15 protein-coding genes, 1 tRNA gene and 1 riboswitch are annotated in these 16,196 nt (G+C 74.8%); of the genes, 9 read left to right on the top strand and 7 right to left on the bottom strand.

All coding sequences use genetic code 11. From position 1 onward, the window contains the following. The first annotated feature begins 33 nt into the window (after positions 1–33). The 4 genes from aroH to der are packed head-to-tail and all read left to right on the top strand — an operon-like array spanning position 34 to position 3,234. Complete coding sequence (gene aroH, locus ABFT23_RS10880; RefSeq protein ID WP_347895037.1) at positions 34–417, top strand: chorismate mutase; 384 nt, start codon at positions 34–36, stop codon at positions 415–417. An 11-nt stretch (positions 418–428) separates the two neighbouring features. Continuing rightward, positions 429–1,124: a (d)CMP kinase gene (gene cmk, locus ABFT23_RS10875; protein WP_347895036.1), complete on the top strand. Its 696-nt coding sequence runs from the start codon at positions 429–431 to the stop codon at positions 1,122–1,124. Continuing rightward, positions 1,121–1,882, top strand: a complete 762-nt coding sequence (locus tag ABFT23_RS10870; RefSeq protein WP_347895034.1) for a lysophospholipid acyltransferase family protein — start codon at positions 1,121–1,123, stop codon at positions 1,880–1,882. Before cmk ends, ABFT23_RS10870 begins: the two co-directional genes overlap by 4 nt. Next, the gene (gene der, locus ABFT23_RS10865; protein WP_347895033.1) at positions 1,879–3,234 is read left to right on the top strand and encodes a ribosome biogenesis GTPase Der; all 1,356 of its coding nucleotides are present in this window, start codon (positions 1,879–1,881) and stop codon (positions 3,232–3,234) included. Before ABFT23_RS10870 ends, der begins: the two co-directional genes overlap by 4 nt. A 15-nt stretch (positions 3,235–3,249) precedes the next feature. Here the strand turns inward: der and ABFT23_RS10860 are convergent, their stop codons facing one another. Beyond that, positions 3,250–4,050, bottom strand: a complete 801-nt coding sequence (locus tag ABFT23_RS10860) for a hypothetical protein (RefSeq protein WP_347895031.1) — start codon at positions 4,048–4,050, stop codon at positions 3,250–3,252. Between the two features lie 73 nt (positions 4,051–4,123). On the opposite strand from ABFT23_RS10860, the gene ABFT23_RS10855 reads away from it, so the two are divergent. From ABFT23_RS10855 to ABFT23_RS10840, 4 genes are all read left to right on the top strand, one after another. Beyond that, a complete protein-coding gene (locus ABFT23_RS10855) occupies positions 4,124–4,798 on the top strand; it encodes a hypothetical protein (RefSeq protein ID WP_347895029.1) in 675 nt (224 codons plus the stop codon). A 10-nt stretch (positions 4,799–4,808) separates the two neighbouring features. Then, positions 4,809–6,374, top strand: a complete 1,566-nt coding sequence (locus ABFT23_RS10850; RefSeq protein WP_347895027.1) for a DNA polymerase Y family protein — start codon at positions 4,809–4,811, stop codon at positions 6,372–6,374. Beyond that, positions 6,374–9,772, top strand: coding sequence for an error-prone DNA polymerase (locus ABFT23_RS10845; protein ID WP_347895025.1), 3,399 nt, complete (start codon positions 6,374–6,376; stop codon positions 9,770–9,772). Before ABFT23_RS10850 ends, ABFT23_RS10845 begins: the two co-directional genes overlap by 1 nt. A gap of 96 nt (positions 9,773–9,868) precedes the next feature. Beyond that, positions 9,869–9,942, top strand: a tRNA-Pro gene (locus ABFT23_RS10840). Positions 9,943–10,029: 87 nt separating this feature from the next. On the opposite strand, the gene ABFT23_RS10835 is transcribed toward ABFT23_RS10840, so the two are convergent. From ABFT23_RS10835 to ABFT23_RS10810, 6 genes are all read right to left on the bottom strand, one after another. Further along, positions 10,030–10,281 (bottom strand): lipopolysaccharide assembly protein LapA domain-containing protein, encoded by a 252-nt coding sequence (locus tag ABFT23_RS10835; protein ID WP_347895024.1) that lies wholly within the window; start codon positions 10,279–10,281, stop codon positions 10,030–10,032. An 80-nt stretch (positions 10,282–10,361) separates the two neighbouring features. Beyond that, positions 10,362–11,426: an NAD-dependent epimerase/dehydratase family protein gene (locus ABFT23_RS10830; RefSeq protein WP_347895022.1), complete on the bottom strand. Its 1,065-nt coding sequence runs from the start codon at positions 11,424–11,426 to the stop codon at positions 10,362–10,364. 1 nt (position 11,427) lies between these two features. Next, positions 11,428–11,790 carry a Rieske (2Fe-2S) protein gene (locus tag ABFT23_RS10825; RefSeq protein ID WP_347895020.1) on the bottom strand — a complete coding sequence of 121 codons (363 nt, stop codon included), beginning with the start codon at positions 11,788–11,790 and terminating at the stop codon, positions 11,428–11,430. A gap of 53 nt (positions 11,791–11,843) precedes the next feature. Then, a complete protein-coding gene (locus ABFT23_RS10820; RefSeq protein WP_347895018.1) occupies positions 11,844–12,893 on the bottom strand; it encodes an ABC transporter substrate-binding protein in 1,050 nt (349 codons plus the stop codon). Continuing rightward, positions 12,890–13,684 carry an ABC transporter ATP-binding protein gene (locus ABFT23_RS10815; RefSeq protein ID WP_347895016.1) on the bottom strand — a complete coding sequence of 265 codons (795 nt, stop codon included), beginning with the start codon at positions 13,682–13,684 and terminating at the stop codon, positions 12,890–12,892. The genes ABFT23_RS10820 and ABFT23_RS10815 overlap by 4 nt, the downstream gene beginning before the upstream one ends. Further along, a complete protein-coding gene (locus ABFT23_RS10810) occupies positions 13,681–14,703 on the bottom strand; it encodes a FecCD family ABC transporter permease (protein ID WP_347895085.1) in 1,023 nt (340 codons plus the stop codon). The genes ABFT23_RS10815 and ABFT23_RS10810 overlap by 4 nt, the downstream gene beginning before the upstream one ends. A gap of 144 nt (positions 14,704–14,847) precedes the next feature. Beyond that, positions 14,848–15,031: riboswitch (cobalamin riboswitch) on the bottom strand. A gap of 183 nt (positions 15,032–15,214) precedes the next feature. Between ABFT23_RS10810 and ABFT23_RS10805 the strand changes: the two genes are divergently transcribed. Beyond that, positions 15,215–16,183, top strand: a complete 969-nt coding sequence (locus tag ABFT23_RS10805; RefSeq protein WP_347895014.1) for an ATP synthase F0 subunit B — start codon at positions 15,215–15,217, stop codon at positions 16,181–16,183. Positions 16,184–16,196 lie beyond the last annotated feature (13 nt).

Below are 16,196 nucleotides of genomic sequence, written 5' to 3'. Positions count from 1 at the left end.
GCGTGGCCGCGCGCCTCTCGATAGCCTTCGGTCATGGCAGTGCGCGCGGTGCGAGGGGCGACCCAGCTGGAGGTCGACGAGCGGGACCAGATGCTCGAGCGGGTGACCGAGATGGTGCTCGACGTGATGACGTCGAACGGTCTCGACGTCGACGACTTCATCTCGGTGGTCTTCACCGCCACCGGCGACCTGCACAGCGAGTTCCCGGCCTACGCCGCGCGGCAGCTCGGATTCGGCGACGTGCCGCTGCTCTGCGCGCGCGAGCTCGAGATCGCGGGCTCGATGCCTCGGGTGGTGCGGATGATGGCCCACGTCGAGACCGACCTGGCGCGCTCCGACATCACGCACTGCTACCTGCACGGCGCCGCCGCGCTGCGCAGCGACCTCACGCGTGTCCGGTCGGTGCCCGACCGGTAACATGCAGCCCCGTGGCGGACGAACTGGGCAGCATCGTGGTGGCGGTCGACGGGACCTCCGGATCGGGCAAGTCCAGCACCTGCCGCGGCGTGGCCGAGCGGCTCGGCCTGCGCTACCTCGACACCGGTGCGATGTTCCGCGCCATGACCTGGTGGATGCTCGAGCAGGGCGTCGACGTGCACGACGCAGCCGCCGTCGCCGCCCGGGTCGACGAGCCGGTGCTGGCCTCCGGCACCGACCCGACGGGTCCGACCATCGCCGTCGACGGCGTCGACGTGAGCGCGCCGATCCGCACCGACGACGTCAACCGGGCCGTCTCGCCGGTCAGCACGGTGCCGGAGGTCCGGGCCCGGCTGCTCGACCTGCAGCGCCAGATCATCGCCCCGACCGGCGGCCACGCCGGCGGCATCGTCGTCGAGGGCCGCGACATCGGCTCCGTCGTCTGGCCGCAGGCCGAGGTGAAGGTCTACCTGACCGCCGACCCCGCCGCCCGGGCCGCGCGCCGCGCCCTCGAGGAGGGCGGCAGCGACGTCGCCGACACCGAGGCCGTGCTGCGCGAGCGCGACCGCATCGACTCCGGGCGCGCCACGGCGCCGCTCGTGCAGGCCGACGGCGCCGTCCACCTCGACACCACGCACCACACGCTCGACGAGGTCATCGGGCTCCTCGTCGCGCTGGTCGAGCAGTCCCTGGAGCCGGCGAGGTGAGTGCGAGCGGGCCCACGGGCCTGCCACGCACCGACGGCGTCACGCTGCCGCCCACCTGGCTGCTGCACGGCGGCCGCCCGACCTGCCGCTGGCTCATCCGGCGTCGCTTCGACGTGCGCGTGCACGGCGCCGAGCACGTGCCGGCGTCCGGGCCGGTCGTCGTGGCGGCCAACCACGTCGGCGTCATCGACGGGCCGCTGATGGCGATCTTCGCGCCCCGGCCCGTGCACGCGCTGACCAAGCTGGAGATGTTCGAGGGCCGGCTCGGGCGCTTCCTGCGGTGGTCGGGCCAGGTGCCGCTCGACCGGCTGCACACCGACCCGCGGGCGGTGAGGACCACGGTCGCCGTGCTGCGCCGCGGCGGTGCCGTGGGCATCTTCCCCGAGGGCACCCGCGGCGCGGGCGAGCTCGACGTCTTCCACCGCGGGGCGGCCTACCTCGCCATGGTCACCGGGGCGCCCGTCGTCCCGGTGATGATGTTCGGCACCCGCGAGCCCGGCGGGTCGTCGTCGTCGCTGCCGCGGAAGGGGGCCGTGATCGACCTCGTCTTCTGCCGACCCTTCGCCGTCGATGCGACACCCTGGCCCCGCACGCGAGATGATGTCGCGGAGGTCTCGCGTCGGCTCCGCGAGCGGATGCTGACCGACCTCGAGGAATCGATCCAGGCGACCGGGCGTTCGCTCCCCGGGCCGATCCCGGCTGCCAAGGACGACCAGGAACCAGACCCCGGTGGGGGTGTCACGGAGATTTCAGCATGACCGAGCACGACGGAGAGCACGACCACACCGACGAGGGACCCGTCCCGGTCCTCGCGGTCGTCGGGCGGCCCAACGTCGGCAAGTCGACGCTGGTCAACCGCATCATCGGACGACGCGAGGCCGTCGTCGAGGACGTCCCCGGCGTCACGCGCGACCGCGTCCCCTACGACGCCGACTGGTCCGGACGCCGCTTCACCCTCGTCGACACCGGCGGCTGGGACCCCGACGCCCGCGGCCTCGCGGCCCGCATCGCCGCGCAGGCCGAGGTGGCGGTGACGCTCGCCGACGCCGTCCTGTTCGTCGTCGACGCGACCGTCGGCATCACCGACGCCGACGAGGAGGTCGTCAAGATCCTGCGCAAGTCGGGCAAGCCCGTCGTCCTCGCCGCCAACAAGGTCGACGACGCCCGCACCGAGGCCGAGGCCTACGGCCTGTGGAACCTCGGGCTCGGTGAGCCCTGGCCGGTCTCGGCGTTGCACGGACGCGGCACCGGCGACATGCTCGACGCCGTCCTGGCCGCCCTGCCCGAGGCCCCGCCCGAGCAGGACAAGGAGGTCGGCGGGCCGCGCCGGATCGCGATCGTCGGCAAGCCCAACGTCGGCAAGTCCTCGCTGCTCAACCAGCTCGCCGGCGAGGACCGCGTCGTCGTCGACAACGTCGCCGGTACCACCGTCGACCCGGTCGACGAGCTGATCGAGCTCGGCGGGCGCCCGTGGCGCTTCATCGACACCGCGGGCATCCGCAAGCGGGTCAAGGAGGCCAGCGGCCACGAGTACTACGCCTCACTGCGCACCACCACGGCCATCGACCGCGCCGAGGTCGCCATCCTGGTCGTCGACGGCGGCGAGTCGCTGTCCGAGCAGGACCTGCGGATCATCCAGACGATCCGTGAGGCCGGCCGCGCGCTCGTCATCGCCTTCAACAAGTGGGACCTCGTCGACGACGAGCGCCGCTACTACCTCGAGCGCGAGATCGAGCGCGACCTCGTGCAGGTGCAGTGGGCGCCGCGGATCAACATCACCGCGCGCACCGGCTGGCACGTCGACCGGATCGTGCCGGCGCTCGACAAGGCGCTCCAGGGCTGGGAGACCAGGGTCGGCACCGGCGTGCTCAACGCCTTCCTCGGCCGCCTCGTCGCCGAGCACCCGCACCCCGTGCGCAGCGGCAAGCAGCCGAAGGTCCTCTTCGGCACCCAGGCCAGCACCGCGCCGCCGGTGTTCGCGCTGTTCACCTCCGGCAAGCTCGACGCCGGCTACGAGCGCTATATCGAGCGGCGCCTGCGCGAGGAGTTCGGGTTCGCGGGCACCCCGATCGTGCTGCAGCAGCGGGTGCGCGAGAAGCGCAAGCGCTAGCGCTCCGAGCTCCACCTACTCGAGTGGGTAGCGGAAGGGCTCGAGGTCGGCGCAGGTCTCGTCGGTGAGCACCGGCAGCAGGACGACGCCGTGCACGTCGCCGTCGACGTCGAGCCCGAGCGGGCCGCGCCGCTCGGCGTCGAGCACGCCGCCGAGCCGGGCGGCGTCGTCCGCGTCGAGCGGCTGGCAGGGCAGCGGCCGGACGTCGGGCAGCGGCCAGGACGGTCGTGGCCGGTCGTCGTCGACCGTCATCGGGGCGGTGAGGAGCAGGTAGCGCTCCGGCTCCCACGGGGTGCCGGCCTCACGGACGGCGTCGTCGAGCTCGTCGAGCAGGTCGACGAAGGCCTCGCGGTGGCGTGCGTCCCGGCCGGTGTAGCCCTGCGCCTCGGGCACCCAGACGCCGATCTCGCGGGTGCGGGGGAGCCCGCCGGCCGAGCCGAGCGTGACCGTGGTCACGCTGCCGTCGAGGCCCGGCGGCCCGTAGGCGTCGCCGGTGGGCAGGGCGGCCGCGGCGTCGAGCAGCCGGTCGAGCCGAGCCGCGTCGAGACGACCGGTGAGCAGCCGCCGCTCCTGGGTCTCCTCGTCGACCACGCTTGCGCGGAAGCCGCCGTCGCCGGCGATCCGGACGACGGGCGGTGCCGGGGCGCCGGGCACGCGCCGGTCCGGCCACGCGGAGACGACGGTGACCGCCAGCGCGAGCCGGCCGGGGTCGCCGGTGGTCGTGGTGCCGGGACCGGCGCCGCGATCGTCACGCCGCGGCTGGCAGGCGGGCAGCAGCAGGAGCGGGACGAGGAGGGCCACGAGCACGCGCGTCATGCGACCATGGACGACGTCGCGGCGGCCCGGGTTCCCGGCTTGACCTGTTCGAACATGTGTTCGATCATGGAGGGTGCCCGCTCGCCCCACGCTCGCCCCGCTCGACCCGGCCCGGTCCGTGGTCGACCAGCTGCGCGAGCGGGTGGCCGCGATGGAGCGTCGTCCGGCCCGTGAGCGGGTGGCCACGCTGCCCGGCCTGGCCGACCTGGTGCCGTTGCACGCGGGGTCGGCCTACGGCGTCGACTCGGCGTCGCTGGCGCTCGCGCTGGCCGCCGGCGCCTCGCAGGCCGGCGAGTGGGTGGGCTTCGCCGGGTGGTCCGACTTCGGGGCCGAGGCCGCCGCCGAGCTCGGCCTCGAGCTGTCGCGCACGGTGCTCGTGCCCGACCCCGGCGCCCACTGGCTGGAGGTCACCGCCGCCCTCGTCGACGTGCTGCGGGTGGTGGTGCTGCGACCGCCGGCGGCTGTCGACGCCCGGGCGGCGGGCATCCTCGACTCCCGTCTGCGCTCGCGCTCCGCGGTGCTCGTGGTGTGGGGCGACTGGCCGGGGGTCGAGGCCCGGGTCAGCGTCGAGTCGTCCAGCTGGAGCGGGGCCGAGCGGGGCACGGGGCGCCTGCGCGAGCGGCGGACCCGGGTCGTCGTCCAGCGGGGGGCGCGGCCGCCCACGCGCGCCGACCTGACCTGGCCGGGGCTGCTGCCCGTGCCCCGCCGGGTCGTCGCCCTGCCCGACCCGCGCGAGGCGCTCGGATGAGGGTGCTGCGATGAGGGTGCTGGTCGTGTGGTGCCCCGACTGGTCGGTGGTGGCCGGGCTCGCCGAGGCCGGGCTGCCGCCGCGCACCCCGGCCGCGGTGCTGCACGCCAACCGGGTCGAGGTCTGCAACGCCCCGGCCCGCGACGAGGGGGTGCGGCGCGGGCACCGCCGACGCGACGCCCAGGCGAGGTGTCCCGAGCTGGCGCTGCTGCCGGCCAACGCCGACCTCGACGCCCGTGCCTTCGAGCCGGTGCTGGCCACCGTCGAGCAGCTGCGCCCCGGCGTCGCCGCGCTGCGCCCCGGGCTGCTCGCCGTCCGGGCGCCGTCGGGCTGGTTCGGCAGCGAGTCCGACGCCGCCGCCACGCTGTGCCAGGCCCTGGTCGACGTCGGGGTCTGGGACGTCCGGCTCGGCATCGCCGACGACCTCTTCACCGCCGAGCAGGCCGCCCGTCGGGCGTCGAGCCAGGGCTGGGAGGTGGTGGCCCCTGCAGGCTCGGCCGCCTACCTGCGCGAGCTGCCCGTGCACGTGCTCGAGGCCGACGGCGCCGAGGGCCGCGACCTGGTCAGCCTGCTCAAGCGTCTCGGGCTCTCGACCCTCGGCGACCTCGCCGCCCTGCCCGGCGACGCCGTCGAGCACCGCTTCGGTCGCTACGGCGCCGAGGTGTGGCGCCGCGCCCGCGGCGCCGACCCCGCCCTGTTCGTCGCCCGCACCCCGCCGCCCGAGCTCGAGGCCGACGTCGTCTTCGAACCGCCCCTCGACTCGGTCGAGGCGGTCACGTTCAGCGTGCGCACCACCGCCGAGCGGTTCCTCGCCGGGCTCGCCCGCCACCAGCTGGTGGTCACCGGGGTACGGGTCGAGGCCGAGGCCGACGGCGTCGTCTGCTCCGCGCGCACCTGGCTGCACCCGCGGCACTTCTCGGCCCGCGACCTCGTCGACCGCGTGCACTGGCAGCTGCAGTCGGGGGTGCCCGGCGCCGGCGTGCGCTCGCGCCACGACGCCGGCCGGGTGCGCGCACCGATCGAGCGGGTGCGCTTCCTGCCCGAGGTGGTCGAGCCCGCCGCCGCGCACGGCGAGGCCCTGTGGGGCAACGCCTCCGACGACCTGGTCGAGCGGGGCGTCGCCCGGGTGCAGGGCATGGTCGGCTTCGACGCCGTGCACCGACCGGTGCTGCAGGGCGGTCGCAGCCCGGCGGCCCGGCAGGCGATGGTGCCCTGGGGCGAGCGCGCCGTCGACCTGCGCCCGCGCGATCGTCCGTGGCCGGGCTCGGTGCCCGGGCCGGCGCCGGTGCGGGTCTTCGCCACGGCCCCCGCGGCCGAGGTCGTCGACGAGAGCGGCCGGGCGGTCGCCGTCACCGCGCGGGGCGTCGTCACCGCCGAGCCGCAGCGGTTCCGCCTCGGGGGAGTGCTGCCCTGGCAGCCGGTCACCGCGTGGGCCGGCCCGTGGCCCGTCGACGAGTCGTGGTGGAGCGAGGGCGCCGGGCTCACCGCCCGCTTCCAGGTGGTCGGCGCCGACGGTCGCGCCTGGCTGCTGGTGTGCGCGCCGGCCGGGTGGACGCTCGAGGCGGGCTACGACTGATGGGCTGGAACAACCCGCAGATGCACTGGAAGGAGCTCGAGCGGCGGCTCAGCGGGCTCCCGGGTGCCGACGACGCACCCGTCTCCCGGCGCAAGCACGGCCGCCCCGAGCGGCGCGAGATCCGGCGCCCCGACGCCGTCGTCCCCTACGCCGAGCTGCACTGCCACAGCCACTTCAGCTTCCTCGACGGCGCCAGCTCACCGGCCGACCTGGTCGAGGAGGCCGTGCGGCTCGGCCTGCACGCGCTCGCGATCACCGACCACGACGGGTTCTACGGGGCGCCGATGCTCGCCGAGGCGGCGGCGTCCTACGACCTGCTCACGGTCTACGGTGCCGAGCTGTCGCTCGGACTCACCGGTCCGCAGAACGGCGTGCCCGACCCCGAGGGCAGCCACCTGCTGGTGCTGGCCCGCGGCGTCGAGGGCTACCACCGGCTCGCGGGCGCGATGACCCAGGCGCACCTGCGCGGCGACGAGAAGGGCCGCCCGGTCTACGACCTCGAGACGTTGGGCGAGCGGGGGCGCGGCCACTGGGTGGTGCTCACCGGGTGCCGCAAGGGCGCCGTCCGGCACGCGCTCGCGCGCGGCGACGAGCGCGCGGCCGCCGACGAGCTCGACCGGCTCACCTCGGTGTTCGGCCTCGAGCACGTGCTGGTCGAGCTCTCGCCCCGGCCCGGGGCGGGGGAGACCAACGAGGCGCTCGCGCGGTTGGCCGCCACCCACGGCCTCGACGTCGTCGCCGCCGGCAACGTGCACCACGCCACACCCGACCAGCACCGGCTGGCCTCGGCGATGGCCGCCGTCCGGGCCCGGCGCAGCCTGGCCGAGCTCGACGGCTGGCTCGACCTGTCGGCCTCCGGGCACCTGCGCTCGGGCGCCGAGGTCGCCCGGGCGATGACGGCGTTCCCCGGCGCCGTCGAGCGCACGGTCACGCTCGCCGACGAGCTCGCCTTCGACCTCCACAAGGCCTCGCCGGCGCTGCCCAAGCGACAGATCCCCGAGGGCCACACGGCCGACTCGTGGCTGCGGGTGCTGGCCGAGCGGGGCTTCGCCGAGCGCTACGCCGGCGTGCCGCACGAGGCGGAGGCCCGCGAGCGCCTCGAGCACGAGCTGCAGGTCATCGCCGGCAAGGACTTCTCCGGCTACTTCGTCATCGTGCACGACATCGTCGCCTTCGCCCAGGGCCGCGGCATCCTCTGCCAGGGCCGGGGCTCGGCGGCGAGCAGCGCGGTCTGCTACGCCCTCGGCATCACCGCCGTCGACGCCGTCTTCTACCGGTTGCCCTTCGAGCGGTTCATCTCCGCCCACCGCGACGAGGAGCCCGACATCGACGTCGACTTCGACTCCGACCGGCGCGAGGAGGTCATCCAGTGGGTCTACGACACCTACGGCCGGCTCAACGCCGCCCAGGTGAGCAACGTCGTCGGCTACCGCCCGCGCATGGCGGTGCGCGACGCCGCCAAGGCGCTGGGGCACTCGCAGGGCCAGCAAGACGCCTGGTCGAAGCAGATCGACAGCTGGCACTCGGTCGTCGCGGGCGACGCCGGCGACCCCGACGCCCACACGGTGCCGGCTCCGGTGGTCGCGCTGGCCGAGCAGATGCTGGGCGCACCACGCCACCTCGGCATCCACTCCGGCGGCATGGTGCTCACCGAGCAGCCCATCGGCGAGGTGTGCCCCATCGAGCGCGCCCGCATGGACAAGCGCACGGTGCTGCAGTGGGACAAGGACGCCTGCGAGTCGATGGGGCTGGTCAAGTTCGACCTGCTCGGCCTCGGCATGCTCGGCGCGCTCGACCACATGATCCGCCTGGTCGACGAGCACCTCGGCGAGACCTGGACGCTGGCCACCGTGCCGAAGGAGGAGCCGGCGGTCTACGACATGCTGTGCCGCGCCGACTCGATCGGCGTCTTCCAGGTCGAGAGCCGCGCGCAGATCGGCACCCTGCCGCGGCTGAGGCCGCGGGAGTTCTACGACCTCGCCATCGAGATCGCCCTCATCCGGCCCGGGCCCATCCAGGGCGGCGCCGTGCACCCCTACGTCCGACGGGCGACCGGTCAGGAGGAGGTCGCCTACGACCACCCCGACCTCGTGCCGGTGCTCGAGCGCACCAAGGGCGTCCCGCTGTTCCAGGAGCAGCTGATGGCCATGGCCGTGGCACTGGGCGACTGCAGCCGCGACGACGCCGACCTGCTGCGCCGGGCGATGGGCTCCAAGCGCGGTGTCGAGCGCATCGAGTCGATCAAGGCCAAGCTCTACGCCGGCATGGAGCGCCGCGGCATCACCGGCGACCTCGCCGACTCGATCTACGTGAAGATCCTCTCGTTCGCCAACTTCGGCTTCGCCGAGTCGCACGCGCTCTCGTTCGCCCTGCTCGTCTACGCCTCGTCGTGGTTCAAGCTGCACTACCCGGCGGCCTTCCTCGCCGGACTGCTGCGCAACCAGCCGATGGGGTTCTACTCCCCGCAGTCGCTGGTCGGCGACGCGCGCCGGCACGGCGTCGAGATCCGGCGACCCGACGTCGTCCGGTCGGGCGCGCAGGCCGGGCTCGAGCCGCTCACCGACGGGTCGACGGTGACGGCGTCCGGCCTCGAGCAGTGCTGCCGGCCGCGGTTCGAGCGCGTCGAGTGGGACCCCGCCTCGTCCGACCCGACCCTCACCCATCGCCGCGACGAGGCGCTCGCCTGCCGGCTCGGGCTCGACTCCGTGCGCGGCATCGGCCTCGACGTCGCCCGCCGCATCGTCGCCGCGCGCGACGAGTCGCCGTTCACCGGGGTCACCGACCTCTCCCGGCGGGCCGGGCTCACCTCGGCACAGCTGGAGGCGCTCGCCACCGCCGGAGCCTTCGACTCCTGGGGCCTCGAGCGCCGCCAGGCGCTGTGGGTCGCGGGGTTCGCCGAGAGCGGCGACCACCTGCCCGGCTCCACCCCGGCCCCCGACGCCCCGATGCTGCCCGGCATGAGCAGCCCCGAGCTCACCCTCGCCGACCTCTGGGCCACCGGCGTCTCGCCCGAGCGCCACCCCGTCGAGCACCTGCGCGACGACCTCCGCCGCGCCGGGGTCCGCTCGGTCGCCGACCTGCAGACCACCGAGTCCGGACGCCGCGTGCTGGTCGGCGGGCTCGTCACCCACCGACAGCGCCCGGGCACGGCCATGGGGGTCACGTTCCTCAACCTCGAGGACGAGACCGGCATGCTCAACGTCGTCTGCTCGGTCGGCGTCATGAAGGTCCACCGCCGCGCGGCGCGCAACCGGGTCGCCGTCGTCGTCCGCGGCACCCTCGAGCGCAACGAGGGCGTCACCAACCTGGTCGCCGACCGGGTCGAGGGCATCGACGTCGTCGTCCCCGGTGCCGGCGACGTGCTGCAGGCGCGGGCGTCGTCACGGGACTTCCGGTGACGCCTCGACCACCATCTCCTCGATACCGAATGGGAGGTCCGGACGCCCCTGCGGTAGGGTTCACACGCCCTGCTGATGCACCACCTGGCAGGGCTTCGGGCTGTAGCGCAGCTTGGTAGCGCACTTGACTGGGGGTCAAGGGGTCGCAGGTTCAAATCCTGTCAGCCCGACCGAAGCACGACCACGAGCCGTTCCCCGGCACCATCCGGGGAGCGGCTCCTCGTGCGTCCGGCCCGACCGGTCCCTCGTCTGAGCCTTCAGTCCTTCCTGCGCCCGAAGGGCAGCACGAAGCCGACCACGACGCCGACCGCCAGCACCGCGAGCAGCCAGACCCACAGCGGCGAGTCGACCTCGCCGCCGAAGAACCGGATCTCGGTCCGGCCGGTGTTCTGGGCGCAGAAGATCGCGACCAGCAGCAGGACCACCAGCCCGACGACCTGTTTCGGGGAGAGCTTGAGGCCCTTGCGACCGTCGGTGCGCCGGGCGGTGTCGGTGCTGTCGTCGTCCATGACCACAGGGTGGCCCCGCCCCCGGCCGGCGCGGTCCACCCGTTCGGCGGGGCGGGCACGGACGCGGTCGCCCCGGGTCGTCAGGGCTCGCGACGGCGGCTGACCGGTCCCGACCGCACCAGGCGGCGGGCGAGGTCGACTGCGGTCCGCGGACGCAGGGCCGGGGTCGGACGTGAGGCGCGGTCGGCCATGCCGTCGACGACCTCGCGCAGGGTGCTGACGGCGTCGACGGCCGGGGTCCAGCCGAGCTCGCGCTCGGCTCGTCCACGGTCGATGAGGGGCACGGCGGCGGCCAGGTCGATCCAGCCGGGGTCGAGCGGCTGCACCCGGGCGTGCCAGGAGGCCGAGACCGCGGCGCGCACCGCGGCCATCGGCACGTGCACGTGCCGGGCGCCGAGCACCTCCGCGAGGTGCTCGACGGTGAGGTGCGGGTCGGCGACGAGGTTGAACGCACCGCCCGGCACGACCTGCAGCACCCGCTCGACGGCGGTGGCGACGTCGTCGGCGTGCACCATGGGGATGGTCGTCGACCGGTCGATCGGCAGCACCGGCAGCAGCCTCACGGCGCCGGCCGGCACGACGGCGGGCAGGCCGTAGCGCAGCAGCGCGCTGCCGGCGGCGCGCTGTCCGATGATCCCGGGCCGGAGCCGGGTGACGGCCGTCTCCGGTCGTTCGACCTCGAAGCGGTCGAGCATCCGCTCCGCCGCTGCCTTGTGGCGGCTGTAGGGCGAGCCGGGGATCCCGTCGGTGGGGAAGTCCTCCTGCACCGGACGACGGTCGCGCCGGGGGGAGTAGGCGCCGACCGACGACATGTGCACGAGGTGCGGCACTCCCGCGGCGACGACCGCCCGCAGCACGCGGCTCGTACCCCCGACGCCGATCGCCTCCAGCAGCTCCGGGCGGTGCGACGGCTGGAAGCCCCAGACCAGGTGCACCACCGCGTCGGCGCCGGAGAACGCGGCCTCGAGGCGCGCGACGGACCGGTCGTCGGCCAGGTCGGCCTCCACCCACTGCACCGAGGCCGACGGCCCGCTCGGCTCGGCCGGGGGTCGGCGGACGACGCCCACCAGCTCGTGCTCGCCGGCCAGCCGGCGCACCACCGCCGTGCCCACGTTGCCGGTGGCGCCGGTCACCACGATGCGCACGTCAGGCCCGCCGGTCCTCGACGACGACGTCGGAGCCGTCGCGTCGCGTGCGGCGGACCCGGAGCCGCGCCACCCGGCCGAGGGCCAGCACGAGCTGCTCGTAGCCCGGGACGCGCCCGTGGTAGCCGAGGAACCCGCGCGGTCCGCGGACCATGGCGCCGGTCTCGACGTCGTACGCGCTCTGGTGCCACGGGCAGACCAGGCACCCGTGCTCGTCGATGCGCCCCTCGGACAGGTCGGCCAGCTGGTGGCGACAGCGCCGCGAGACGGCGAAGTGCTCGCCGTCGCGGTTGCCGACGGCCCAGGGGCCGGCGCGGGAGACGGCGCCGGGCGGGAGGTGGTCGGCGGGGATGCGAGCGGTCATGGGCACCGGTATCCGCACCGGGCGCCCCCAACGGGTGACCCGTCGCGGGCGGCTCAGGGCTGCAGGTCGAACGGGGGCTCGATGTCGGTCGGGGGCACGAGGCCGGCGTCCTCGAGCGCGGCGCGCAGCTGCTCGGCGGCGTCGATGTTGAGCGGGCTGCTCACCCACGCCGCGTACGGCAGGTTGAGGAACCGGCCCTCGCGGACGGCGGGCAGGTCGCGGGTGCCGGGATGGCTGCGCAGCACCCGCACCTTGTCCTCGAAGGCCTGGCCGGGGTAGTCGACGAAGGCGACGTAGTCGGGCTGCGAGGCCACCACGCGCTCCCACGACACGGTGGTCCAGGTGTCGGCGACGTCCTCGGTGGCGTTGCGAGCCCCGGCGGCCTCGATGATGCCCTGCGGGCCGCCGAACGACCCGCTGGAGAACGGGGCCGTCGTGCCGCTGTCCATGAGGAAGACCGTGGGCGGCTCGCTGGCGCGCGGCGCGGCCTCGAGCCGGGCGAGCCGCGCGTCGAGGTCGGCGACGAGGTCGGCGGCCCGGTCGTCGCGCCCGGTGATCGCGCCCAGGTTGGTCAGGTCGGTGCGCAGGGCCTCCCACGGCCCCACGACGCCGCGCGCCTCGCCGTCGTCCTGACGGCACGACTCGGTGAGCGTGTAGCCGACGATGTCGCGGTCGGCGAGGCCCGCCGGCGTCAGGTTGGAGTCCTCGTCCCAGCCGTAGTTCCAGCCGGCGACCACGACGTCGGGCCGCTGGGCGATGACGTTCTCCAGCGTCGGGCGCTCGTCGGCGGCGACCGGCAACCCGGAGACCACGTCGGCCCCGTAGGCCTGGCCGAGCACGGCCACGTCGTCGCCGATGCCGGCGATGCCGGCCACCTGGTCCTGCGCGCCGAGCGCGAGGGTCATCGCGATCATCCCGCCGTCGTAGACGTAGAGCCGGGACGCCGGTGACGGGGCGACCAGGTCGGCGCCGCAGTTCTCGACGGTGACGGTCTCGGCAGCGGCCCCGTCGTCGGTGCTGCGGGGCACGGTCTCGCCGCACGCGGCCAGGGCGAGGGCGGCCAGGGGTAGTGCGAGGACGGCGAGGGTCGAGCGGGTGGTCATCGGTGCTCCTTCGTGGCGACCGGGCGTCCGGTGCCGAGGGTGAGGTGTCGGGTCCGGTGGTGCTCGTCGATCAGGTAGGCGGCGGGGACGCCGAAGACGTGGTCGATCACGTCGGGCGCCAGGGCGGCGGACGGCGTCCCGCTGGCGTGGACGACGCCGTCGTGCAGCACGACGACGCGGTCGAAGTGGGCGGCCGCGAGGGCCAGGTCGTGGATGGCGGTGACCACGGTGCGGCCGCTGGCGCGCAGCAACGCCAGCAGGTCGAGCTGGTGGCGCACGTCGAGGTGGTTGGTCGGCTCGTCGAGCACGACGAGGTCGCAGTCCTGCGCGAGCCCGCGGGCCAGGCTGACGCGCCGACGCTCGCCGCCGGACAGGTCGGCGCACGCCCGGTCGGCGGCGTCGTCGAGCCCGACCCAGGCGAGGGCGCGCAGCGCGGCGCCCCGGTCGTCGTGCCCGCGGGCCCACGGTGTCCGGTAGGGCAGGCGCCCGAGGGCGACGTACTCGACCACCCGCATGTCGGCCGGCGGGTGCTCCTCCTGGGCCACGAACGCCATGAGCCGGGCCCGCGCCCGGGCGCCGAGGGTGTGCACGTCGTCCGCCCCGACGGCCACCGAGCCGTGCACCGGGGTGAGCAGCCCGGCGACGGTGCGCAGCAGGGTCGACTTGCCGGAGCCGTTGACGCCCACGAGGGCGACCATCTCGCCGCGGGCGACCTCGAGGTCGACGTCGACGAGCACGGTGCGTCCGCCGACGGCGCACGAAAGCCCGCGCACGGCGAGGGCGGCGCTCACGCCTCACCGCCGAAGCGGTAGCGGCGTCGTCCGAGCAGGAGCAGGAACACCGGGGCCCCGACCAGGCCGGTGACGACGCTGAGCGGGATCTCCTGAGGGCTGACGACGGTGCGGGCGACGACGTCGACCCACACGAGGAACACCGCTCCGGCGAGAGCGGCCACCGGCACCATCACGCGGTGGCCGGCCCCGACGACGAGGCGTGCGAGGTGGGGCACCACCAGCCCGACGAAGCCGATGCCGCCCGAGACCGCGACGAGGATGCCGACGAGCACCGAGGTGAGCACGAACAGCCCGACGCGCACGGCGCGCACGGGCACGCCGACGGCCGCGGCCGTGTCGTCACCCGTGGTGAGCGCATCGAGCCAGCCGTGCAGGGCGAGCGCCGCGGCGGTGGCCAGGACGACGGCGACGACCGGGGGCAACAGCTGCGCCCAGGTCGCACCGGCCAGCGAGCCCAACAGCCAGAACAGCACCGACTCGGTGGCCCGCGGCTCGTTGCCGACGAAGACCAGGAAGCTGGAGATCGAGGAGAACGCCGACGACATGACGACGCCGGTCAGCACCAGCCGCAGCGGCGTGAGCCCGCCCTGCGCGATCGAGATGCCGAAGACCAGCACCGCGGCCGTCAGCGCGCCCACCAGCGCTCCGGCGGACAGCGCCCACGCGCCCAGCGACCCGAGGACGCCGAAGGCGATCACGGCGGTGGCGCCCACGCCGGCACCGGCCGAGACGCCGAGCAGGTAGGGGTCGGCGAGCGGGTTGCGGACCAGGGTCTGCATCGCCGCCCCCGCGACCGCGAGGCCGGCGCCGACGACGGCGGCCAGCAGCACCCGTGGCGCCCGCAGGTCCCACACGATCGTGTCGTAGACGTCGTCCGGCCCTGGGCGTGCGTGCAGGAGACGCTCACGGAGGACCTCGACGACACCGGCCGGCTGCAACGACTCCGACCCGAACCCGAGCGAGAGGACCACCGAGACGACCAGGGCGGCGCCGAGGCAGGTGTAGAGGGCACCCAGCCGGATCCAGCCGGGCTCGGGCCGGGGAGGGGGAGGTGGGACCGGGTCGGTGGGGCGGGACAACAGGGTCGGGAGCGCGCCGTGGCGCGGGCCTGGAGTGTCGATCGGTCACTCGGATCTGTGAGGGCCCGGAACGCGGGGCCGACGGCTGGGAGTGAGCCAGCCGGTCTTCGGACTCGGGTTCGACCCGGCAGGACACCTTCCCAGGCCGTCGCGCGGCCCAGTGGTACGTCGTCCTGCCAGTCACCCTCACCGCTGCGCGTCAGCTCCGGATTCACACCGGATTCCCGCGCACCCGTAGGTGCGTTCTGGCTCGGGGCGAACCTAGCAGTGGGTCGAGCGGGCCCGGGCCGGGAGGCCACGTCTCGCCGGGTCGCGAGCGAGCGTTCACACCGTGCTGACACGAGCGAAACGTCGCAGGAGGTTTGCGGGGTTGCGTCCTGGGTACTCTGGATCGCGGGGGGCGGTTCGTCGTGCCCTCGTACAGCCGCCGCCCACGAGCCGAGGTTCGATGCCCGACACGCCGCCCCACCTCCGTAGCGACGCCGTCGTCGGCGCCTCGGTGCTCCACGAGGCGCTCGTCATGAGACGCGAGGTCGAGATCGAGCTGGCCGAGGCCGGGGAGATCCGGGCCGCAGCCGTCGCCGAGGCGACGAGCCTGATCGAGACGGCGCGCCTCGCGGCCGCCGGCGTCGAGGAGCAGGCCGAGGCCGAGGCCCGCGCCATGGTCGAGCAGGCCCGCGAGCAGGCGATCGGCATCGTCACCCAGGCCCGTGTCGAGGCCGAGAACCTGCTGGCCGAGGCCCACGCCGACGCCGCCCAGTACGACGCCTGGGCCCGCCAGGAGGCCCGCGAGCGCCTCACGGGCGACCTCGCCGGCCTCACCCAGGCCATCGCCGAACGCCGCGACGACCTCGCGACGAGCATCCCGGCGCTGGAGGCGGCGATCGAGCGGGCGCTGGTCTCACTCGACGACGCCTCGTGGCTCGGCGTCTCCCTCGTCGACCAGGTCTCGCTCCCTGACGACGCCCCGAGCCACGAGGTCACCGAGGCCTCCCGTCCCGACGCTCCCCGACGTCGTCCCGAGGTGTCGCTGCGTGCCGTCGACGATCTCGTCGAGTCCGACGTCGACGTCGACGACGGGGCCGACCACGAGCCTCCGCTCGAGGACGCCGACGTCGTCCGAACGGACGAGCCCGTCGAGCCCGTCGAGCCCGTCGAGCCCGAGCAGTGGGCGTCGGTCCGGCTCGTGAGCTCCTCGGGTCAGCGTCGTTCGATGCTCGACGACGTCGAGCCGGAGACCGTCGGGCACGACGCCGAGACGTACCCGGCGGTCGAGATGACCGCGGCCGAGGTCGTCGAGATGGCCGAGGTGTCCGACGACCGGCGGCGTGGGGCCGACGACCACGGCGATCACGACGACCACGACGACGAGGCGCGTCCGCTCGGCTGGTTGTTCCGGTCGACGCCCACGCGCTGACCTCGACGCCGGC

Source organism: Nocardioides secundeburneus, assembly GCF_039939255.1.
Taxonomy (GTDB): Bacteria; Actinomycetota; Actinomycetes; order Propionibacteriales; family Nocardioidaceae; genus Nocardioides.
Note: the sequence above shows the minus strand (reverse complement) of the source record. Positions and strands in the feature narration are given on the sequence as shown.